Annotated in this window: 21 protein-coding genes; all 21 read right to left on the bottom strand. The window is 59.9% G+C overall.

Translation table 11 applies throughout. From position 1 onward, the window contains the following. Position 1: 1 nt before the first annotated feature. The gene (locus OIL88_05435; protein HJI71810.1) at positions 2-724 is read right to left on the bottom strand and encodes a cell division protein SepF; all 723 of its coding nucleotides are present in this window, start codon (positions 722-724) and stop codon (positions 2-4) included. Between the two features lie 60 nt (positions 725-784). Next, on the bottom strand, positions 785-1,522 hold the full coding sequence (locus OIL88_05430) for a YggS family pyridoxal phosphate-dependent enzyme (GenBank protein HJI71809.1): 738 nt from the start codon (positions 1,520-1,522) through the stop codon (positions 785-787). A gap of 119 nt (positions 1,523-1,641) precedes the next feature. After that, positions 1,642-2,499 (bottom strand): phosphate uptake regulator PhoU, encoded by an 858-nt coding sequence (locus OIL88_05425; protein ID HJI71808.1) that lies wholly within the window; start codon positions 2,497-2,499, stop codon positions 1,642-1,644. Positions 2,500-2,591: 92 nt separating this feature from the next. After that, positions 2,592-3,395 carry a phosphate ABC transporter ATP-binding protein PstB gene (pstB, locus tag OIL88_05420; GenBank protein HJI71807.1) on the bottom strand — a complete coding sequence of 268 codons (804 nt, stop codon included), beginning with the start codon at positions 3,393-3,395 and terminating at the stop codon, positions 2,592-2,594. Between the two features lie 12 nt (positions 3,396-3,407). After that, positions 3,408-4,313, bottom strand: a complete 906-nt coding sequence (gene pstA, locus OIL88_05415; GenBank protein ID HJI71806.1) for a phosphate ABC transporter permease PstA — start codon at positions 4,311-4,313, stop codon at positions 3,408-3,410. A 3-nt stretch (positions 4,314-4,316) separates the two neighbouring features. Then, positions 4,317-5,243 carry a phosphate ABC transporter permease subunit PstC gene (gene pstC, locus OIL88_05410; GenBank protein HJI71805.1) on the bottom strand — a complete coding sequence of 309 codons (927 nt, stop codon included), beginning with the start codon at positions 5,241-5,243 and terminating at the stop codon, positions 4,317-4,319. 1 nt (position 5,244) lies between these two features. After that, complete coding sequence (locus OIL88_05405; protein ID HJI71804.1) at positions 5,245-6,081, bottom strand: phosphate ABC transporter substrate-binding protein; 837 nt, start codon at positions 6,079-6,081, stop codon at positions 5,245-5,247. Then, complete coding sequence (locus OIL88_05400) at positions 6,078-6,878, bottom strand: polyphenol oxidase family protein (GenBank protein HJI71803.1); 801 nt, start codon at positions 6,876-6,878, stop codon at positions 6,078-6,080. Before OIL88_05400 ends, OIL88_05405 begins: the two co-directional genes overlap by 4 nt. A gap of 210 nt (positions 6,879-7,088) precedes the next feature. After that, positions 7,089-8,243 carry a cell division protein FtsZ gene (ftsZ, locus tag OIL88_05395; GenBank protein ID HJI71802.1) on the bottom strand — a complete coding sequence of 385 codons (1,155 nt, stop codon included), beginning with the start codon at positions 8,241-8,243 and terminating at the stop codon, positions 7,089-7,091. A gap of 199 nt (positions 8,244-8,442) precedes the next feature. Next, a complete protein-coding gene (locus OIL88_05390) occupies positions 8,443-9,438 on the bottom strand; it encodes an FtsQ-type POTRA domain-containing protein (GenBank protein HJI71801.1) in 996 nt (331 codons plus the stop codon). A 217-nt stretch (positions 9,439-9,655) separates the two neighbouring features. Beyond that, positions 9,656-10,567 (bottom strand): UDP-N-acetylmuramate dehydrogenase, encoded by a 912-nt coding sequence (gene murB, locus OIL88_05385; GenBank protein ID HJI71800.1) that lies wholly within the window; start codon positions 10,565-10,567, stop codon positions 9,656-9,658. 5 nt (positions 10,568-10,572) lie between these two features. After that, positions 10,573-11,991, bottom strand: coding sequence for a UDP-N-acetylmuramate--L-alanine ligase (gene murC / locus OIL88_05380; protein ID HJI71799.1), 1,419 nt, complete (start codon positions 11,989-11,991; stop codon positions 10,573-10,575). Positions 11,992-12,088: 97 nt separating this feature from the next. Further along, positions 12,089-13,204, bottom strand: coding sequence for an undecaprenyldiphospho-muramoylpentapeptide beta-N-acetylglucosaminyltransferase (gene murG, locus OIL88_05375; GenBank protein ID HJI71798.1), 1,116 nt, complete (start codon positions 13,202-13,204; stop codon positions 12,089-12,091). Beyond that, positions 13,194-14,687: a putative lipid II flippase FtsW gene (gene ftsW / locus OIL88_05370; protein ID HJI71797.1), complete on the bottom strand. Its 1,494-nt coding sequence runs from the start codon at positions 14,685-14,687 to the stop codon at positions 13,194-13,196. The genes murG and ftsW overlap by 11 nt, the downstream gene beginning before the upstream one ends. A 35-nt stretch (positions 14,688-14,722) precedes the next feature. Next, positions 14,723-16,129, bottom strand: a complete 1,407-nt coding sequence (gene murD, locus OIL88_05365; GenBank protein ID HJI71796.1) for a UDP-N-acetylmuramoyl-L-alanine--D-glutamate ligase — start codon at positions 16,127-16,129, stop codon at positions 14,723-14,725. A gap of 9 nt (positions 16,130-16,138) precedes the next feature. Continuing rightward, positions 16,139-17,158 carry a phospho-N-acetylmuramoyl-pentapeptide-transferase gene (gene mraY / locus OIL88_05360; protein ID HJI71795.1) on the bottom strand — a complete coding sequence of 340 codons (1,020 nt, stop codon included), beginning with the start codon at positions 17,156-17,158 and terminating at the stop codon, positions 16,139-16,141. Positions 17,159-17,161: 3 nt separating this feature from the next. Then, positions 17,162-18,586, bottom strand: a complete 1,425-nt coding sequence (locus tag OIL88_05355) for a UDP-N-acetylmuramoyl-tripeptide--D-alanyl-D-alanine ligase (protein ID HJI71794.1) — start codon at positions 18,584-18,586, stop codon at positions 17,162-17,164. Positions 18,587-18,712: 126 nt separating this feature from the next. Beyond that, positions 18,713-20,335, bottom strand: coding sequence for a penicillin-binding protein 2 (locus OIL88_05350; protein HJI71793.1), 1,623 nt, complete (start codon positions 20,333-20,335; stop codon positions 18,713-18,715). A gap of 260 nt (positions 20,336-20,595) precedes the next feature. Continuing rightward, positions 20,596-21,066 (bottom strand): hypothetical protein, encoded by a 471-nt coding sequence (locus tag OIL88_05345; GenBank protein HJI71792.1) that lies wholly within the window; start codon positions 21,064-21,066, stop codon positions 20,596-20,598. A gap of 90 nt (positions 21,067-21,156) precedes the next feature. Further along, on the bottom strand, positions 21,157-22,122 hold the full coding sequence (gene rsmH, locus OIL88_05340; GenBank protein HJI71791.1) for a 16S rRNA (cytosine(1402)-N(4))-methyltransferase RsmH: 966 nt from the start codon (positions 22,120-22,122) through the stop codon (positions 21,157-21,159). Positions 22,123-22,142: 20 nt separating this feature from the next. Beyond that, positions 22,143-22,577 (bottom strand): division/cell wall cluster transcriptional repressor MraZ, encoded by a 435-nt coding sequence (locus OIL88_05335; protein HJI71790.1) that lies wholly within the window; start codon positions 22,575-22,577, stop codon positions 22,143-22,145. Between the last annotated feature and the right edge of the window lie 275 nt (positions 22,578-22,852).

Raw genomic sequence — 22,852 nt, 5'->3', positions numbered from 1 at the left:
TTTACTTAAGGTAGCCGTCGGCACGAAGCTTCTTGAGATCGGAATCTTTGACCTCGCAACCGGCGGGCAGCACCATGAACACGCGGTCGCCCACCTCCTTGACCGTGGCACCCAGACCGCAGGCAAAGCCGTAAGAGAAGTCCAAGACGCGCTTGGCAACTTCGGTGCGTACGCCCACAAAAATCAGTGCGACAGGCTGCTTGGTGCGAACGCGGCGCACCACGGTCTCCACGTCGTCATAGCTCTCGGGGCGCAGGACATAGGCCGGCAGCTGCGGTGTGGCGTTGATGATATTGCTCGCATAGGCCGAGGCATCGCTCGGTGCAGGCGCGGGCGCAGCGGCGGCACGGGCGCGGGTGTTCTCGGCGTAGCTCGACGGCGTGTCATAGGCACCAGGACGATAACCGCTCGCAACACTGTCCTGCGAGCGCGAAGGCGGGTTATACGTCGTGGCATGGCGGGAGTCATCGCCGACCAGCTGACCGGAGCGCGTATACACGGCAACCGACTCAGCTTCACCGCGGCGCGTCTGGCCAAGCAGGCCGTTGCTCGGCTCGTCTTGGGTGTAGAAGCCCTCGCCCGAAGCACCGCTGTAGCCGTTGCCCTGATAACTATCGTCATAGCCGTCATCGTAGCCGTAGTCGTCGTCCTGGCCATAACCCTGGTCGTAACCCTGCTGGCCGCCCAGGTGCATCTTATTTTTAATCTCGTCAAGGAAGCCCATGGTTGTGTCCTCTCGCGGTTTAGTGCAGGCGCCCCGATAATCAGTGCGCACTTCAGAGCCTTATTTTACTGCAAACTCCGGGCTAAATACTACCCTGCCCAGGCGAACGAGCGTAGAGCCCTCCTCAAGGGCAGGCTCAAAGTCCTCGCTCATGCCGCAGGAAAGCTCAGGCAGGTTCAAATCGGGATGCGCCGCCTCCAGCTCATCCCTCAGCTCACGAAGCCCCGCAAAGGTGCGGCGTGCCACGTCCTTATTCCCCCGGGGCGCCATAGTCATAAGCCCCTGTACGCAAATTCCCTCAAGTTCCGCAAGCTCACCCGCGGCGGCGCGAATCTCATCGGGCGAAAAGCCTCCCTTCGACTCCTCACCACTCACATTGACCTCGATGAGCATACGCTGGGGGCCGGCGAGCTCGCCTGCCTCAATCTTGCGGACAGCACGGCTCGAGATCGCCTGCGCCAGATGCAGCGAACCCACCGAGTGAATCAGCTCGGCTGAGCCCAGCACCGCATTGATCTTATTGGTCTGCAGGTTGCCGATCATATCGAAGCGCACCTCGGGCAGCTCCGGATGCTCCGCCAAACCTGTGAGCTTGCGAACCAGCTCCTGCGGGCGATTCTCGGCAAAATGGCGATACCCCGCCTGGATGGCGGCAACGGTCTCATCGACACCAACGGTCTTGGACACGGCAATGAGGCGCGCGGCGTCGTGGGGACGGCCCGCGCGATCGAGCGCCGCATAAAAACGTTCCAGAATCTGCTCGCGGCGAGCGCGCATCAAGTCCAAATAGTTATCCATTGCCAATCGCCTCCGCTGACAGCCAAACAAGTAGTCCCATGCTAACGCAAGAGCGCGGCCCCGCATGTGCAAGGCCGCGCTCACTTAGGTATTTACAATCTTTCGACGAACGGGGTTACTTACTCCTCGTCGTCCTCGCCATCGTCCTCATCCTCAAGATGATCGAGCAGGTAGCGAAGACCCTCGCTGACCTCGTTAACGGGCACCTTGGCAACGTAGCGTGCATCGACGGCGGGCCTCATGATAACACCCTCGCCCGAAGGCACGCGCATGCTCTCGAGCTCATCCTCATCAGTGCAGGCGATATCACCGGCAGTCATACGCTGTCCGGTCAACAGGAAGGTCAGACGGCAGGCGGCATCGATGGAAATCGAGGCGATGCGATCGAGATAGCGCGATACCATGATGGCGCGGCGCAGGTCGTCATAGTTGCTGTCGTCGTCCATAAAATCGCCCGTGTCCATGCGGTTAAAGGTGCGGAAGAACTTCTCGTAGGCGGCGTGCACTGGCTCGTCCTCGACGGCCAAGTTGCAGATGATGGACATGTCGTTGGTGACGAGCGCAGAAAGCGAAGAGCCCAGCACCTGGTAGACGGCCTCAGCCTCGGCCTCGACCGTGCCGACAAGCTCCTTGGGCAGCGAGATGTCGGCCTTGATCATATGACGCGTGGCGCGGCAGATCTGGCGAACCTTATCGGTCATGCGCTGCAGGTTAAAGTCGACGTAGATGATCGTCTGCAGCAAGCGGAAGTCGGAGGCGACCGGTGACTGCGTGGCAATCAGGTTGTAGCAGACGGCCTCCAGGTTGGCGCAGCGTGCGTCAATCGAAAGCGTACGCTTCTTGGTCTTGGTGGCGAGCTTGCGGTCGTCGGTCACATAGGCCTTCACGGCATCGTGGAGGGCCAGATCGACGGCCTCGTAGATGCTCAGCATCTCGTGGCGGGCCTCGATGAGCTGACGGGAAAACAGTTTGCGCATGGTTCACTCCAATCAGTTGGGTGCGGTCATGCCGCCCGCACAGTGAATACGCACCGGACCAGATCCGATCGGCTTGGGACTAGTCGCACCGATCAGCCAAAGCGGCCGGTGATATAGTCTTCCGTCCGCGAGTCCACCGGGCTGGTGAAGATCGCGTCGGTTTGACCATACTCGATGAGCGTAGCGGGCTCGCCGGCAACTTCCTGCAAGAAGAACGCGGTGTAGTCACTGATACGAGCTGCCTGCTGCATTGAATGCGTGACGATGATAATCGTCATCTCGGGCGCCAGCTCGGCCATCAGATCCTCGACCTTAGAGACGGAAGTGGGGTCGATGGCGGAGCAGGGCTCGTCCATCAGGAGGACATCGGGTTGCACCGCAAGCACGCGCGCGATGCACAGACGCTGCTGCTGACCGCCCGAGAGCGCCAAACCATCCTTGTTGAGCTGATTGGATACCTCTTTCCAGAGGTTGGCGCGCTTGAGCGATTCTTCCACGATGTCATCGAGGTCGCTTTTGCTAGTCACGCCCTGCAGACGAGGGCCAAAGGCGACATTCTCGTAGATGGATTTGGGAAACGGGTTGGGCTGCTGAAAGATCATGCCCACGCGACGACGGAGATCGACCGGATCGACACCCTCGGCATAGATATCGTTGCCGTCGAGCGTCATGGTGCCCTCGACGCGCGTGCCCTCAATCAGGTCATTCATGCGGTTGATGCAGCGCAAAAACGTCGACTTGCCGCAGCCCGAAGGGCCAATGAAGGAGGTGATGGCGTTTTTGGCGATGTTGAGGTCAAGCCCCGTCAGCGCATGAAAGTCACCGTACCAAAAGTTGAAATCCTTGGCCGTAATGGCCGCTTGCTCCAGCGTGGGAGCGGACTGATAAACGGACATGGGACTCCTTAACTAGCGACGCTTGCGCGACAGGAAGCGCGCAAACAGGTTGAAGGCCAGAATGATCACCATCAGCAATAGCGCGGTGCCGTAGGCTGCGTTCATGTTGATGCCGTCGTTGGCAAGCAGGTACAGGTGAACGGTCATGGGGCGGCCGGAATCGAGCGGCGAGATAGGTAGATTGATGGCCTGGCCCATGGTGTAGAGCACCACGGCGGTCTCGCCAATGGCACGGCCGATGGCAAGGACAATGCCCGTGGCAATACGGCCAAAGGCAGAAGGAAGCACGATCTTGGAGACAACCTGCCACTTGGTGGCGCCCAGGCCATACGCGCCCCAACGGATATAGCGCGGAACGGCGCGAATGGCCTCTTCGGTGGTGCGCATGACGATGGGAAGCATCAAGAGCGCAAGCGCCAGAGCGGCCGAGACCATCGAAAGGCCCAGACCCATAGCCTCGACAAACAAGGCGTAGCCAAACAGGCCCATAACGATGGAGGGCACCGAGGCCAAAGCGTCAGCAGCGTAGCGAATGAGCTCAACGATCTTGCCCTGCTTGGCGTACTCGGCCAGATAGACGGCTGCCAGCACAGCGATCGGCGTGCAGATAAGCATGGCGAGCGCCGTCACATAGACGGTCGAGACGATCGTGGGCCAAATACCGCCCTCGGCGTTGACGCCCTGGGGCCAACCGAAGATAAAGTCGAGCGAGATGTGTGGCAGGCCGTTGATGACCACGTAGGCGATGATAGCGACCAGCACCAGCGTGGTGATGTATGCCGCGGCACGGAACACGCCAAGCATGATCTTGTTGGACAGGTCCTTGTTGATGCGGCCCTTCTTGCCGTGGGAAAGGGCACGCTTGATGCGCTCGCGCGACGAGGTCGTATCGACCGTCGTGTCAACGGAATCGGACATAGCCTACCCCCTCTTCTTCTTGGAAACCAGGCGGACGATGCCCACCAGCGTGGCGGAAATGATAAACAGGACCACGCCCATGCCGAACAGCGCCGAGCGATGCAGACCCGAGGAATAGCTCATGTCGAGCGCAATCTGGCTCGTGAGCGTCGAGATGGGGCTCGCAATGCTGTCGGGAATAACCGGGGCGTTACCCACGACCATGAGCACGGCCATGGTCTCGCCGATGGCACGGCCCATACCCAGCACGATGGCATCCACGATACCCAGCTTGGCGGCAGGTAGCACGACCTTATAGATGGTCTGCCACTTAGTAGCACCCATGGCATACGATGCCTCGCGAATACCCATGGGAATGGAATTGAGGGCATCGATGGTGAGCGTGGTGATGGTAGGGACGATCATGATGGCAAGCACGAACCACGCCGTCAGCGCACCAAAACCAAGACCACCGGTCAGTTGCGCGATAAACGGACGGATGATGATCATGCCAAAGAAGCCATAGATGATAGAAGGGATGCCGGCCAACAGGTCAACGGCAGGGCTGATGAGCTTGCGCACGCGCTTGCTGGCGATCTCGACCAGATACACGGCCGTGCCCACGCCTAGGGGCACACCCATGGCGAGCGCACCGACGGTCACCAGACCCGAGCCGGCAAGCAGCGACACGATGCCGTAGTGGCCCTCAGAGGGCGCCCACGTAAAGCTAAAGAAGTCCGCCAGACCGATGTCGGTAAAGACGGGCAGCGCCGAGTACGTGGTAAAGACAAAAATCAGGATGACGGTAACAACCGCCAAGAACGCGCAGGCAAAGAAAATCCACTGCAGCGCCTTCTCCTTGATATAGGTGCTGCGCGATACGAGCGCCAGCTCGCGCTTCTTGGGCGCCTGAGCATTCTGCTCAGTCTGGGAGTTTTCCTGTGCTTCCATGCTACTCACTCCCCTTCTCGTCGTTGGTGACGGGAATAAAGCCCGCCTCGCGAATCTGCTTGTCCATCTTTTCGGACGTCACGTAGTCGATGTAATCCTGCGCCTGCTGCGAAGGCGCACCCTTCACAAAGAAGTAAAGGTCGCGCGAGATGGGATAGCCGCCACTCGCGACCGTCTTCTCGGACGCCTCAACATGATTGACCGAGACGGCCTTGACCGAGGTCTTGGCGTTGAGGCTATCGACGAAGCCCAGCGAAATGTAGCCGATAGCCCCGCGCGAACGAGATACCACGTCGCGCACCTGGCCCGTGCCCGAAAGAACGGCGGAGCGGCGATCGAACGGGGTGCCGTCCATCACGATGGTGCGGAAGGCTTCACGCGTGCCAGACGCCTCATCTCGGTTGATAACCTGAATCCTCAGGTCCTCGCCACCGACTTCTTTCCAGTTGGTGATCTTGCCGGCATAGATATCGCGGAGCTGCTCGGTCGAGAGGTTATCGACGGGGTTGTCTTCGTTCACGATGACCGCGATACCGTCGTGGGCAATGACGATGGGAGTCAGGCCCAGATCCTGTTCGTCGGCATTGAGTCCACGGGAGGAGCTGGCGATATCGGCCGTGCCAGCGCTGACGGCTTCGATGCCAGCGGAAGAGCCCAAACCGGAAACGAGCACGTCGATGCCGGTCTCCTCCTTAAAGCCCTCTGCCGCAATTTCGGCGATAGGAAGGCAGGTCGTGGAGCCGGCCACGGTAATGGAAGAGGTAGAAGATCCCGAAGAACAGGCGCACAGCGTAAGCGTAAGCACAGCGGCGCTCAGGACCGATACGATCTTTCTCATAGCATCACGCCGATCGCGGCATGGCGCCCACAGGTGCCGCCCTCGTTACGGTAGGAATAAAAGCGGTCGTTCTGACGCACGGTCGAAAGCTGGGTATCCACGATATTATCCGCGTCGACACCGACATCTACCAGCGCCTCGCAAATGGCAGCGGAAAGATCGAGCATGCGAGAGGCACTCGCATCGATGCAAGAGAACTCGGCGGCAAAGCGATCCATGAGCTCCTGGGAAACCTCGTACTCGTCACCCAGGATATGGGGCCCGATATAGGCGGAAACGTCGCTCGCATCGCAGCCGGCAGCATCGCAAAGCGCCTGGCACGCCTTGGCAGAAATACGTGCAATCGTGCCCTTCCAACCGGAGTGCACCACGGCAAATCCGCCGGGGGCCACCAGCACCACGGGAACGCAGTCGGCAAAGCAGAGCAGCACGGGCACGTTATGCGCCGTGCAGACGATGGCATCACAGCCCTCGGCAATCTGCTCGCGAACGTCCTCAAGGTCATCGGCGCCGTTCGAGGTCACCGCAACGATATGATCACCATGGACCTGATTGGGAACGAGCAGGTTGTGCTCGCACTCGGCGGCACCCATAGCCTCGAGCGCACGACGACGATTTTCTTGAACAGCAAAGGGGTCATCGCCAACATGCGAGCCCAAGTTGAGTGAGGAGTACGCATCTTCGGAAACGCCACCGGCACGCTCGGTGAAGGCAAAGCGAACATCGGATGTCGCGCCCTCCACCAACGTAACTCCATCATGGTCGACACGCGAAACTTTGTCCGCACGTGCTGCCATACTAAAGCCTCCTAATAACACAAGTACCGCGGCATCGCCGCTACAGCCCGCGTTTATACGGCTGTCATACTTCTCTAAAAGGATACCTGCTGCGCTGGAGGCAATCGTAAAGGGAACGTAAAGAGATTGGAGGTTCTAGTTTACAAAGTCGAAATAAAAAGGGCGCGTCCATACGGACACGCCCCTGTGCACAACAATGCAAAGAACGACTTAGAAGCTACCGCGCTTCAGGAAGTCGGGAAGCTCGAACTGATCGTTGCCGAAGTTAGGAAGCTCGGTGCCACCGACGTTGCGGGTCGGAGCGGCCTGAGCCGGGCTCGTGGCAGGAGCGGTGCGCTGCGGCTCAGCGGAGGCAGCGGCCTTGCTCTGAGACTGCTGAGCAGCAAAGAGCTCGTCCTGACGGTTGACGTTGGAGTCGGAGAAGCCCGTAGCGATGACGGTGATACGCACCTGATCGCCCAGGGACTCGTCGACAACGGTACCGAAGATGATGTTGGCCTCGGGGTCGACGGCGTTGGCGACAACGTCGGCGGCGTCGCTGATCTCCTGGATGCCCAGGTCCTTGGAACCGGCGATGGAGAGCAGCACGCGCGTGGCGCCATCGATGGAGCTCTCGAGCAGCGGGCTGGAGATGGCCTGCTGGGCAGCGTCGACGGCACGGGTGTCCCCAGAAGAGGTACCGATACCCATCATGGCGGTACCGGCCTGCTTCATGATGGTCTTAACATCGGCGAAGTCCAGGTTGATGATACCGGGGACGGTGATGAGGTCGGTGATGCCCTGGGTGCCCTGGGAAAGGACGCCATCGGCAATCGCGAAGGCCTCGAGCATGGTGGTCTTCTTCTCGGCGATGTCGAGCAGCTTATCGTTAGGGATGACGATCATGGTGTCGACGCAATCGGAGAGGGTCTTAATGCCCTCCTCGGCGCTCTTCTTGCGCTTGCGGCCCTCGAAGGTGAAGGGCTTGGTCACGACGGCGACGGTCAGCGCACCGACCTCGTTCATCGCGATATCGGCAACGATGGGAGCAGCGCCGGTACCGGTGCCACCGCCCTCGCCGCAGGTGATGAACACCATATCGGCGCCAGCGAGCGCCTCGGCAATGTCGTCGCGGGACTCATCGGCAGCCTTGCGGCCAACCTCGGGGTTGGCGCCGGCGCCCAGGCCGCGGGTAAGGTCGGTGCCGATGTGCACCTTGATATCGGCATCAGAGATCGCGAGTGCCTGAGCATCGGTGTTGATGGCAACAAACTCGACGCCGCGGATGCCCTCTTCGATCATTCGATTGACCGCGTTGGTACCGCCGCCGCCGACGCCGACCACCTTAATGACGGCAAGGTAGTTGTTGATCTCTGTCTCGTGCATGTCGGTCCTCCGAACAAAGGTTATAGCCATAGCATGGGTCGACCCCTGCGCACATTAACCTTCAGGTTGAAAGTAAATGCAAAGGTAAACCGTATTATGTTTGCACATTATGAACGTATCAGTCAAATAATTGACCGTGAAAACCAAACAAACCAGATAAACGGCGTGGTATGGCCCCTCAACAAAGCATCAACCAGCGCTACGAGGTCGGAGCGTTCCTAAATGTATAGTTACCCGGAGAGCGCACATTGATATACGTTACGCCCTCTACCTGCGAAAGCAGCTTGGTGACTACGCGCTCCTTCTTGACGATATCGTTCGAATCGCCCAGCGACACCTCAATGCCGTTATTGAGGTTTGCCGAGATGGCTTCGACCGAAGGCGTGGAAATATCCTTGACTTGTCCCAAGAACTCGCTCGAAAAACCACGCACATAATCCAAGCCAGCCTTAACGGCCTTGGAGCTCACTGCCTGGCCGGAAACCGGAGCGACATCCGCCGAGACATCAGTCAACAACACCGCGCCATAGTGCTTAGCGAGCGCCAGCGCGGCATCGATTCCGGTCAAGGTATTTGAGCCCTGCCCTGTCGTGATGACGTTGCCTTGGTCGTCCACTTCGACCGACGTCGACAGTGGGGCGATCCAGGTGTCATCATCCCCGATGGCCCAGGCAAGGTCATCGGAACTGATATAGGCAATTGCGATGACCTTGCGCTCCATCGGCGTAATGATGAGCGTATGCGGGAACTGACGCTGGACATCCACGCCCGAGACCCACGGATTCTGCTTGAGGTCCTCGGTAATCTGGTCGGGATCGACGTTAAAAAGCGACGTTCCCTCGGGCAAATCGATCAGCTGGATAGCATCGTGCTTCGTCACATGCTCGCTGCCTTGAATCTCAATATCAGTGGCGGTAAACAATCCAGAGTTAATCACCACGATAGCAACGACGACGAGCACGGCCAAGACGGCCAAAACGCCGCCCACGATTTTGCCTTTGCCTGTAACGACAGAAGCGGCGTCTGATGTTTTATTTGCCATCGCCCTAAGTGAAGACAACGGGTTGACGCCTTTTTTACCCGAAGGCTTCTTGGCGGTAGCCGGCACCGATGTCAGCGAGCGCGGTTTCGATGCGCCCAGCGTGCGACCCGGACGCGCCGCCTTAGTTCCCGTCGAGGGCTTAGGAGTTGCCATAGGACGGGCAGGCTTGGCGCCCATAACAGGCTTTGACGTCACCGAGGGACGCGAGGACTTTTTTGCGGCCGGACGATTACCGAGCTGCGAGCCGACAACCGGACGACTGGTCTGTCGAGCATGCCCGACAGACTTAGAGTGCGCGACGGTATTGCGTTGAGGTTTGGCAGGCGCGCCGGAACGCCCTCCGGCGCGGCGGAAGGTGGGTTTCGATGCTCTAGAAGCCGAGGAATTTAACTTCCGGTCTGAGCTCGATGCCATACGCCTCCCTCACCTTTCCGTGCACATGTCTGATAACCGCGGCAACGTCATCGGCCGAGGCAGTTCCGTTATTAACGATAAAATTAGCGTGAACGGGCGAAACTTCCGCGCCGCCAATCGAAAAACCCTTTAATCCACAATCCTCGATAAGCTTGCCCACACTCGCATCGGGCGGGTTACGAAAGACCGACCCGCAGGATGCGCGACCCATGGGCTGCGTACGCTTGCGCCTCGTCAGGTACCGTTCCATGCGCTCGCGAATGTCGGCCTTGGGCGCCGGTTTAAGCTTGAGCACGCACTCGAGGATGATCTCATTGCGGGGAAGGCTACATTCGCGGTAGCCCCAAGTGATCTCGGACCCCGCATAATGCTTGATACCGGATGCCGGGTCAAACGTTACGACATCCTCAACCAGCGAGCCAATCCACTCGGTCCGTGTGCCGGCATTCATAGATATCGCACCGCCAACCGAGCCAGGGATGCCAACGGCAAACTCAAGGCCCGAGAGGCTACGCGACAGGGCATCGTTGACCAGGCGCGCAAACATCACGCCCGCACCGACCGTCAGCGTACAACCGTCATCGGCAACAACCGTGCGCTGAAACTCACGTCCGAGCGAAATGACGGCGCCGCGATAACCGCCATCGGCAACCAGCAGATTGGAGCCCTTGCCGATGATGACCCACGGCACTTGCTCGCGATCGAGCACCGCCACGGCGCGGCGGAGGGCATGATAGCTATGGCACGTCACAAAGAGGTCAGCCTTGCCGCCGATACGATAGCTCGTATGACGCGCAAGGCGCTCGTCCTCGATCACATCCGTGTCGATCATGCCCGAGAGCGCCATGACGGCGTTAAACAGACCCATTAGACTTAAGCGTCTTTCTTGGCAGTCAAATACTCGATAAACTCGGGGCCGACGGTCGTAACGTCACCGGCACCCATAGTGAGCAGCAGGTCGCCCTCGCCCACCATCTGCTCGAGCTCCTGATTGAGCTCAAGACGGCTGGAGCAGTACACGACCTCCTTGCCAGGATGCTTGGCGCGCACGGTATCGGCGAGCATCTTAGAGGTGACACCCGGGATGGGCATCTCGCCAGCCGAGAACACATCAATCAGCAGCAGTTTATCGGCATTGGCAAATGCATCGGCAAAGTCGTCGCACAGGGCCTGCAGGCGCGAATAGCGGTGCGGCTGGAACACGACGTCGACGTGCTTGTAGCCCAGCGACGAAGCGGCAGCAAGCGTCGCCTTGATCTCGGTGGGGTGATGGCCGTAATCATCGACCACGGTGATGCCATCGATATCGCCCACGTGGGTAAAGCGGCGGCGAACGCCCTCAAAGCTCGAGAGCGCCTTGGCGGCGGCGTCGATGTCAAGGCCCAGGACATGGGCGACGGTGAGCACCGCCGTGGCGTTGAGCATGTTGTGGCGACCGGGATTGCTCTTGATCTCCACGGCATGTTCAGTGCCATCCTCAAAGCGAACGATAAAGTCACTCTGGATACCCTTGACATCCGGGTGCATGCAGACGATGTCGTTGCTCTCGGCAAAGCCGTAGGAAAGCACGTGACGGCCCGTCGACTTGGCGAGCTCGACCAGATGCGGGTCCTCACCGCAGACGATGACGGTGCCGTCCTCGCCCACCAGGCTCATGAATTTGGCGAAAGTTGCCTCGATCTCCTCGATACCCGAGTAGTGATCAAGGTGATCGGCCTCGACGTTGGTCACAATGACTACGTTGGGGTTCAGGAACAGGAAGGAGCTGTCGGACTCGTCGGCCTCGGCGACAAAATAGTCGCCCGAGCCGTTCTTGCCGTTCGTGTCATAGCCCTCGACGATGCCGCCGATCAAGAAGCTCGGATCCAGACCCATGCGGTCGAGCATGGTGGCGCACATCGAAGACGTGGTGGTCTTGCCATGCGTGCCGGCAACAGCGACGGTGGTGTAGCCGTGGCCCAAAGCAGAGAGCATCTTGGCACGGGGCCACACGGGAATACCAAGCTCGCGAGCGCGCACGAGTTCGGGGTTGGACTCCGGAATAGCGGTGGAGACAACAACCACGTCGGGCTTGACCTCGTCGATCGTGGCGGCCTCATGGCCCACATGCACCTTCACACCAGCGCGGGTAAGCTGGCGGATATAACGTGACGTCTTAAGGTCGGAGCCGGTAACGGCATAACCGCGCTCGTGAAGAACGAGGGCGATGCCGCTCATGCCGGCGCCGCCGATACCGATAAAGTGGGCGCTCTTAAACTCGGGCGCGGAGGTTGCAGTCTGGGAATCAGCCATGTGCTCGTGTACTCCTTGCGTAAACACTGCCTGTAACCCGTTAACTGTACCGCACCTACCGCATCAGCGCGAGGGCGACCGACGATATCCCGTCTAACTAACGCAAACCCTCTACCGCATCCGCCAGAAGAGCGGCGGCCCTATCCTGAGCCAGACCACGCGCCGCCTGACGCATGGCGTCGCGCGCCGCCGCGTCATCGACCAGGTGCAGCAGTTCATCGGCAAAGGCAGAACCGTCGATATCGGCATCGGCGCAGAGCACGCCGGCCCCAGCGTCGACCAGATAACGGGCATTGGTGGTTTGGTGGTCGGCCGTCGCATGCGGGTACGGCACGAGCACCGAAGGCACGGCGAGTGCAGCGATCTCGGCCACGCTCGATGCGCCCGAACGCGAGAGCACCAAATCGGCAGCAGCCAGCATATCGCCCATGTTGTCGATGTAAGGCTGGACGCGGTAACGCTTCGCCTCCTCGGGCGTCAGCGCCAAAGCGCGCTCGGTCTCCTCAAAGCCGTCGGCACCCGTCGAATGCAACACATAGAGGTTCTTGCGCGAAAGCAGCTCGTTTTTGAGCGAAGCCACACGCTCGTTGAGGTGCTGGGCGCCAAGTGAACCGCCAAAGACGAGCAGCAGCGTAGCGTCCTCGGGAACGCCAAGTGCCTTGCGGCCGCGAGCGCGATCGCCCTCGATCACCGAGCGACGTACGGGGTTGCCGGTCATGAGCACGTGGTCAGGGTCACCTTCGCGCTCAAAGACCGAACGCGCCGCCGGCACCGAGATGCACACGCGGGCGGCGTGGGAGTTCATCATCTTGTTGGCCAGGCCCGGAACAGAGTTCTGCTCATGCAGCAGATACGGAACGCCCGCGCCCTTGCACCACCCCAGCAGCGGAACCTCGACATAGGCACCAAAACCAATGGCGGCATCGGGCTTGCCGACCTTTGAGAAATGACTGGCGAGCGCACGCTTGGCTTTGTTGACGCGCCACAGCGAGGTCAGCGCCGTCCAAGGACGGGAGCGGTCGAAGCCCGTGACCGTAATGGGCACAAAATCAAACCCAGCCTCGGGGACCAGACGACCCTCGAGCTTGCGCGACTGGCCCACGAACACAACGTGGTGGCCACGGTCACGCAGCTCTTCGGCCAAGGCGAGGGCGGGGTTGATGTGCCCTGCCGTGCCGCCGGCTGCAATAGCAACGGTCATTTTATCGGTCATGGTAGTCCCTTCGTACACGCGGTCCCTGGTCGTCGGTACGCAGACGCGCCGACGGGTCCGAGTTCAAATCAATTCGATTATATCCGCCGCCCGCATTGCGAGGAGTGGGGCGCTGAGGACGACCTTGCGGCGCCGTTCGCTGACGCGGGCGGGCTGCCGGCTCGGTCGCAGAGCCATCCAGGACGGTAAAACCGTTACGCGAAGATCGCTCGCCGCGCACGTGGGGCACGCCGGCGGTACTCTCATCCATAACGGCAAAGCTCTCACGGCGGCGGTCATACTCATCGCGGCGGGCGCTCTCGTACGAAACGCGCAGGATCAACCCGGCAAGCATGAGCGACACAATAATCGACGAACCGCCGTAGCTAATAAACGGCAACGGTTTGCCCGTCATGGGAAACACGTTGAGGATGCCCAACGCGTTAATCAAAAACTGCACCGCGAGAATGACCGCGGAGCCAGACGCCATGAGCGCGCCCCGACGATCGGTCGCCTGCTCGGCAATGCGAAACGCCGAGTAGATCAGCATCGCAAACACCAAGAAGAACAGCACGGTTCCGACAAAACCGACTTCCTCGCCAATGATGGCCAAGATGTAGTCGTTGTGTGCCTCGGGCAGATACGAGTACTTCATGGTTGAGTTGCCAATGCCACGGCCGAACAGACCGCCCGAGGCAAAGGCCATGATGGCAAGCGTGGCCTGATAGCCGTCACCATACTCGTCGGCCCAAGGGTTCAAGGCAACCTGAATACGCACCATACGGTACGGCTCTGCGACAAGCGCAATCACGATCACGAGAATGCCGAAGATTAGCACGCCGATGATAAATCTGGGGTCGAGACCCGCAAACAACGCCATGCACATGAGGGTCAACAGGATGATCAGGACAGTACCGAAATCGGGCTGGATAAAGATCAGAAAGAGCGAAATGCCCAGGTAGATGCCCATCTTGCGAAGGAATTCGTTGATGTTGCCACTGGGCGAAAAAAAGCGATCAAGCATGATGGCCGAATACGCAATGGCAAATGGCTTTAAAAACTCGGAAGGCTGGAACTGAATGCCGGCGATGTTGAGCCAGCGCGTGGCGCCACGGCTGCCGCTGCCCACCAAGAACACCAGAAACAGTAGCCCTATCATGCCTATGAGGAAGATCCTGAGCACATCCTCCCCAAACCAGCTGTCCGGCAAAACGCGCACGATGGCAATCAGCGCCAGAACACCGACCACGGCAAACGCGGCCTGTCGACCCAGAAAAAACGTCGCCGAGCCATTCTCGTGCAGCGCCTCGACCGAAGACGCCGAGTACACCATCAGCAGGCCAAAGCATACCAAGGTAAACAAGCAGGCCATGAATATCAAACGGGGGCGCATGATACGGGCGGGAACGCCGGCAATATAGCGTTCGCTAAACGACTGCCCGCCGCGGCTGGAACGCGGTGTGGTGCGACGTGAGGAAGCACGGTCCGAGTCGGGCCTCCTCATACCTTGTCGGGGGCTCTCCTCTCTCACCGCAACCCCTATTCCATTTGTGATTTCGCTGTAGCGGCAAGCTGGGCCACGTAGTCCTTAAACACGCGGCCGCGCTCCTCATAGCCCGAGAACTCATCGAACGAAGAGCAGGCAGGAGAAAGTAAGATCACGTCACCACGGCTCGAAAGCGAACGGGCAACGTCCACGGCGTCGCGCAGGTCATCCGCCTGGGCGATATCCACATCGCCATCGACATCAGCCTCGTCCATAGCGGCGGTGAAGCGCTCGCGCGCATCGCCAAAGCAGACGACCGAGCGCACGTTATCCATAACGACGCGCGCGAAGTCCGTGAGCGGCGTGCCCTTATCGTGGCCGCCGAGCAGCAAGATCACGTCGTCATCGGGAAATGCCGTCAGTGCCTTCTCGACCGCATCGGTGTTGGTCGCCTTGGAATCGTTGACGTAGCGCACGCCGTCAATCTCGCCACACGGCTCCACACGGTGCTCGAGCGGCTGGAACGAGGCAAGACCGCGGCAGACACCATCGACATCGGCACCGACCGCCAAGGCAGCCGTGGCAGCGCATAGGGCATTGATAACATTGTGATGGCCCGAGATCTTGAGCTCGGATATAGCGATGAGCGGGGTCTCGACACCCTTCAGACGCACGATCATCTTGCCATCGCGCACAAAGGCGGCATCCTCGCCCTCAGGCTCGTCAAAGGCAACCTTGCAGATGCGACGACCCGGCGTGTAGATGTACTCATCGAACTCGTGAATGCCGGCGTCTTCGACGTCGACAACCACCAGATCGTCATCGGCCATATTGTCAAACAGTTTGATCTTGGCAAGCGCATAGTTCTTATGGCTCTTATGCCAGCCCAAGTGGTCGGGAGTGATGTTGAGCAGCACCGCCACGCGGGGGTGGAGCTCGGTTGTCGTAGCAATCTGATAGCTCGAGAGCTCAGCCACAAACCACTCGTTATGGGCTCGGCCGTCAATCTCGTTGACCGGCGGCTCGCCGATGTTGCCGACAGCAACGCTGGCCTCGCCGGCAGCCTTAAGCAGATAATCAGTCAGCGACGTGGTGGTCGTCTTGCCGTTGGTGCCCGTGATGGCAATCCAGTTATCGGGCGACAGGCGATAGGCAAACTCGGGCTCACCCATAATCTGGGCGGCATGCTCGCGCCCGGCCTTAAAGAAGCCCGAGAACTCCGAGATGCCCGGGCACGTCACGCATACGTCATAGGCGCCCTCGACCTGTTCGGTCCCATAGACAAACGACGCACCAGCAGCCTCGAGCGCACGCGTGGCGTCATTGGGCTCAGAGGTGCCACCGCCATACACGGTAACGGCACTTACGCGCTCGGGATGTGCCAGCGCCCAGCGGGCGACATCGAGACCGGATTTGCCCTGACCCAAAACGAGCAGGCTAAAGACATCAGCAAGAGACATGAAAGACCACTATCCCAACTGGAAGAACAGAGCAAGGCCAACGGCACCAAAGGCCGCAGCGATAATCCAAAAACGGATGACGACCTTGGTCTCGGCCCAACCCTTCTTTTCGAAATGATGATGGATGGGCGCCATAAGGAAGACGCGCTTGTGCGTAAAGTGGAAGTAGACAACCTGAATCATGACCGACAGGGTCTCAACGATAAACAGGCCACCGATGATGAGGGAGACGACCTCGGTGTTGGTCATGATGGACGTGCAGGCAAACGCGGCGCCCAGGGCAAGCGAGCCGGTATCGCCCATAAAGATGCTCGCCGGATAGCAGTTGAACCACAGAAAGCCCAAGCAGGCACCGGCACACGCGGTGCAGAAGATGGACAGGTTCACGTCTCCGTGCAAAAACGCCATGGCGGCCATGGCGAGCATGGCGATCATGGAGGTGCCGCCAGCAAGACCGTCAAGGCCATCGGTCAGGTTCACGGCATTAGAAAGACCGGCGATCATCAGCCAGCAAAAGACAATGTAGAGCCACGGGAACGAAAGGCCGCAGATGGTGGTCGAAAGAACACCGAGGTCAATCGTCAGGCCGCCGGGAAAACGAATCTCGGGGGCGACGCCGCACCAGTTGACGGCAAGTACCGTAAAGGTGACACAGATAATGGTTAGGCCGATCATCTTGGCATGGGGCGTCAGACCGAGCGAGCGCCCATGCGTAACGGAGGTCAGGTCGTCGATCAGGCCCAGCACGCCGGTCGCCAGCGTGGCGAGCAGCACGAGTACGAGCTCGGTGGTGAGCTTGCCCATCAGCAGGCAGGTCAGCGAGATCGCGACGAGGATGACAACGCCACCCATGGTGGGCGTTCCCTGCTTAACCAAATGACGCTTGGGGCCGTCGGCACGAACCTGCTGGCCGATACCCTCGACCTTCAGCAGCTTGATCCACCACGGCATGAGCAGCAGCGCAATGGCGGCGGCGATGCCAAGCCCCAAAAAAGCCTGATACGTTGGATACGAGGGATTTCCGAACATGGGCTAGCACACACCTTCCACAAAGCGGTCGAGCTCAACAAAGCGGGAACCCTTGACCAGTACAACATCATGTTTTTCAAGCGCGCCGCCCATGCGGTCGAGCACCTGCTGATAATCGGAGAACACCTGGATGCGGTCCTCGTCCATGCCCATCATGCGCGCGGCATCGGCCATAAGCTGGGCCAGCTCACCACCCACGCACGCCAGCATGTCGAGCTTCTTGGCGGCGGCATAGGCGCCCACGAGCTCATGCATGCGAGGAGCCTCATCGCCCATCTCGCCCATCTCGCCCAGGATCGCCATACGAGACCCCGTGCACGAAAGCGAGCACAGCAGATCGAGGCCAGCAGCCATGGATTCGGCACTGGCGTTATAGGAATCGTCGATGACGCGGGCGCCGCTCTTGGCGCGCTTGATCTCCTGGCGGTGACCGGTGATCGTGAGGCCTCTAAAGGCAGCATCGATCTGCTCGGGCGTCACGCCCAGGCGATAGGCAACTGCGGCGGCCTTAACGGCATTTGGGACGGACTGCACGCCGGGGATGGCAAGCATGGTATCGATCGTCTCACCCTGGCCAAAATCGAGCGTAAAGACCGGACGGCCTTCGTCATCAACACGAATGTCGCGGGCGCGGACCTCATCATCGTCCGAGACGCCGGCCAGCATCACGTCGATACCAGCAGGCTGGGCGAACGTATCGCGAATGAACGGTGTAAAGTCGTCCTCGCCGCCCAAAACCAGCAACGGCAAGAAGTCGCCGGCGGCGCACATACCCTGGACAATCTCGGCCTTAGCGCGGGCGATGTTCTCGCGGCTGCCCAAAATGCCGATGTGAGAGGTACCAATCTTGCTCACGATGGCAAGGTTGGGATTGGCGGACTGGGACAGGCGCTCAATCTCGTGGAAATGGTTCATACCCATCTCGAGCACCAGGACCTCGGTATCGGCCGGAGCGGAAAGCACCGTGAGCGGCATGCCGATCAGGTTATTGAAATTGCCCTTGGTGGCCCAGACACGATAGCGCTTGGCGAGCACGGCGGCGAGCACGTCCTTGGTCGTCGTCTTGCCGATGGAACCGGTAATGCCAACGACCAGGCAGCCAAGCTCCAGGCGATACGTGTGCGCCAAACGCAGCAGAAACTCCTCGGGATCATCGGTCAGCAGGATGGCGCACCCCTTGTCCTGCGCCAGCGAGACCAGCTCGGCCTCGGGCTCACGCGTCATCACGACGGCGCCGGCACCCGACTGGACGGCACGGGAAGCAAAATCATTGCCGTCGACGTTTTCACCGGGAAAGGTGACGAAAATCGTCCCTTCCTCGACCTGGCGCGAGTCGATAACGCACCCGCGGCATACCCGATCGGCTTCTCCCGTCACGGTTCGGGCCCCTGTTGCGGCCGCGAGGTTGTTGACGGCGATCTCTATCATTGCAGCTCCCCTGTAAACCTAATAATGCTATCGGCGTATTGTATCCCAGCGCCGCGCATGCGTGGTGCAGGGCATGTGAACACCCTCATATGGGACAACAAACCACGCCCCAAAGATTGTAACCCCCTACTTCGTGTGCGGGATACCCAGCACGTCGAGCGCGTTGGCCATAATGGACTGGAACGGCACCGCAGCGGCATCTGAGCCGCTCGGCGTTCCGTCGAGCGTGATATAGCACAGCACCTTGGGCGATTGTGCCGGTGCAAAGCCCATAAAGGACGACATGTAGTTCTCCTTGAGGTAGCCGCCGTTCTCGTCGGCACGTTCGGCCGTACCGGTCTTACCCGCCACGTCATAGCCGTCAACCGCGCCGCCAACGCCCGTTCCCTCGGACACGACCGTCTGCATGCACGATGTCACCTGGGATGCGGCGTCCTCCGAAATCGCGCGCTCGCCTTCGCCCCAGTCCTTCTCGTCGCCTTTGCTGGACTTATAGAAGTGCGGTGTCATCATCACGCCGCCGTTGGCGATGCCGCCCACGGCACGTGCGATCTCAATCGGCGAGACAGACAGTGCCTGTCCAAAGCTCATCGAGCCCAGCGTGGCGCCGTCATACTGGTCACGCTCCTTGACGATACCCAGGCTCTCGCCCGGAAAATCTACACCAGAGCTGTGACCGATGCCCCACTTGTCCACATAGGTGGCAAAGTCGTCGGCACCGATCTTGCGCCCCACCAGGACAAAGCCCACGTTGGACGAACGGCGCATCATCTCGCGCACATCCATGGTCATGGCGTAGTCGCGCTTGTCGGCATCGGTGACGGTATCGTCGCCCACCTTGATGCTCGCCGGCACCTCAAACGACGTACTCGATCGCACGACACCCAAGTCGAAGCCGGCGCCCGCCACGAGCGTCTTAAAGACCGAGCCGGGCTCGTAGGCGTCGGTGACCAGGCGCAAGTTCATATCCTCGGTCTTGGCGTTTTCCAGATCGGTCTGGTCGTAAGTCGGATACGAGCAGGCTGCCAAGATCTCGCCTGTCGTAGGATCGGTGACCAGCGCCGAGCCGTTCTTGGCCTTTGTCTTCTCGACAGCCTCTGCCAGGGCATCCTCGGCCGCACGCTGGATATTGACGTCGAGCGTCGTCACGATATCAACGCCGTCGACCGCAGCCACCTTTTTATAGGCACCGCCCGCGATATAGCTGCCGTCCCTCGCGCGCTCGCGTACGAGAGAACCGTTCGTGCCGGTCAGAAGCTTGTTGTATTGCTTTTCGAGACCCGTCAAGCCGTCGTTGTCTACATTCACTACACCCAGCACCTGCGATGCCAGATTGCCGTATGGATATACACGCTTCATGGCCTGCTCAAAAAGCACGCCGGGCAGGTTCTTCTTCTCCAGCACCGCAGCATCGTCTTCGTCAACTTGGCGCTTGATATACACCCAGGTGCCATCGGACTCGACGAGCTTGCGGCAGGTCTTTTTATCGATTCCAGTTGCCTTGACCAGCGCCGACACCGTCTTGTCAACATCCTCGACAAGCTGCGGGTTCACGGCGATGTTGCGACATTCGACCGACGACGCCAGCACGTTACCGTTGCGGTCGTAGATGGTGCCGCGTTTGGCATAGAGGGTCTGCGCAAGCAGGCGGCGCGCATCGGCACGCTCGCGCAGTTTATCGGCTTCGACAATTTGATAGTCGGCAAGGCGAAAGACGCCCGAGCCCAAGCCAAGCCCAATGAATCCCATGACGGCTTTGCGGCGAGGCAGAGGCGCGCCTGTGAGCCATTCGGTCGACGAACTCTTGCGCGACCTGGTGTTATGCACTTGAGGGCCGCCCGAGCCACGAAGTCGCGACGCCGGGTCGTTGCCACGGGACTGCCCGGCGTTGTAAGATTGCCGACCCGTTCCTTGATAACCAGAACGTCCCCGCGACGAGGGACGTCCAGAACCGCGGCCCCCATCGGAACCGCGGCGATAGTCATTTGTCATACTCAGCTACCGTCTTGCTACTGAGCGGTCGCGGTCGCGTTGGCGCCCGCGGCTGCATCCTGCGAAAAGTCAAGTGTAACGCTCTCGCTGGGCTCCACCATGCCATAAGCGCCCGCAAGGTCGCGAATGCGCGTGTCGGCGCCATAGACCGAATGCATGACCTCCAGGTCGGAGCTCTCATCGGTCGCCTTTTCGAGCGTGTTGGTAAGCTCGGCGTTGCTGTTGAGCACCTGGGCCGTAACGCCGGCAAGCGCCACGCGGGCGACGCCGATCGTCATGAAGATAGCCGCAATGATGCAAAACGTTTTAAGAACGCTCATGAAAACCGGGCTTACCACCTGGTTTGCCTGACGGCCCGCGCCCGTGTAGACATCAAAGCGCGGCGCGCGCTGCTCACGGGGAGCAACGGGGGCCTGCGGCGTCTCACGATAGGCGGGCATGGCGTTCATATCATAGGCGAGTGCTGCGCTTGAAGTGTTGTAGCCCATGATATGCCGCCTCCCATCCCGAGTACGTTGGTAGTGTGTTTAAGCTTCGTTTATGGTGCGAGCGGGAGGTCCAATATCGCGCGGTCGCGTCTACAGACGCTGCGCCACGCGGATTTTGGCTGATCTCGCCCGAGGGTTGCGCTCAACCTCATCAGGCTGGGCAACCAAGGGTTTGCGGGTGATGACCTTGAGTATCGGCACGTTGCCGCACACGCACACCGGAATCTCCGGCGGACACGTGCACCCCTGGCTCATCTCCTTAAAGTGGTTCTTTACGATACGGTCCTCGAGCGAGTGATACGAGATGACGCAGATACGTCCGCCCGGGTTGAGCCACCTGGTGGCGGCATCAAGCCCTCGTTCGAGCACATCGAGCTCGTGATTGACCTCGATGCGAATGGCCTGGAAACTTTTCTTGGCCGGGTGTCCACCATGCCGACGAGCGGCAGCCGGGATACCCGCCTTGATGATCTCGACAAATTGGCCGGTGGTTTCGATCGGTTCTTGCTCGCGGCGGCGCACGATCTCGCGCGCGATCTGCGAGGCGAACTTCTCTTCGCCGTAGACGCGTAGAATCCGGGCGAGGTCGTGTTCGTTATAGGTGTTGATGACCTCAGCTGCGTTTAAGGTGTTATTACCCGGATCCATCCGCATGTCCAATGGGGCGTCCTCGTTATACGAAAAGCCCCTGCCAGGGATATCGAGTTGCGGCGACGAAACGCCCAAATCGAACAGGAAGCCATCGACCCCGGGCACCTCGGCCGAGCAAAGCAGCTCGTCCAAGTCGCCGAAGTTGCCCTTCAGCAGCTGGTGCGGAACGCCGGGAACCTCGCGGTCCAGACGGGCGCCAGCGGCCTCGAGGGCCATGTCGTCCTGATCGACGCCGAGCAAAAGGCCCGTCTCCCCCACCTGCGCGGCCATCTTTACCGAATGGCCGGCACCGCCAAGGGTGCAATCGCAGACAACGGAGCCGCTCTTTAGCCGCAGCGACTCAAGCACTTCGCCGAGCATGACAGGTTCATGCCGATATTCTTGTGTCAAGATCCCACGCTCCATCCGTTACTCGTGCCTTGCCCTTACGAGAAGAAGAGGTCCAGCAGGGCCTCGTCGTCATCGTCCTCATCGGCCGTAGCGCGGTCCCAAACCTCAAGGTGGTCGTAGTTGCCCACAACCGTGACCTCGCGGTCGAGGTTCGCCTGCTTGCGGAGAGACTCAGAAAGACCGATACGACCTGCGCTGTCCACATCCATCGACGTGGTGCGCTTGTTGATCGCCCTCATGAGCTTCTGGTCGTTAATGTCACGCGGGTTAAAACCCTCGTGGCCCTCACGACCCGCGAAGAGTCCTTCGACCCACTTATCGAAGGCCTCGGCAGAGAACACGTACAGAGCATCGACATCCAGGGCTTTGAACACGCGAACGTGCTCTCCAAGCTCCTCGCGAAGGGGTGCAGGCAGGGACAGACGACCTTTTGCATCGAGATTGCGCTCGTATGCACCCGTCATTCCCATGTGCGCCCTCCCCTCGGTTACTCAGATGGCACGTACGCGGGGAACCACCCCGCCTGTCGACGTCATCAATAATATGGGGAACCGCCCCATTTTTCAACACCTTTCCCCACCCCTTCCCCCACCCCACCCCACCACTTCACCCCCAATATGTTGTAAAACACCCCCGAGCATATGTTCGAAAACACAATATGTTGTGTTTACAGCAAAGGCGGGATGCCACCTGTAGAACCACGCCCGCGAACCTCAACCTTCAAGTTGACCTTGAGGCGATTTTT

This window comes from Coriobacteriaceae bacterium (genome assembly GCA_025992855.1).
Classification (GTDB): domain Bacteria; phylum Actinomycetota; class Coriobacteriia; order Coriobacteriales; family Coriobacteriaceae; genus Collinsella.
Note: the sequence above shows the minus strand (reverse complement) of the source record. Positions and strands in the feature narration are given on the sequence as shown.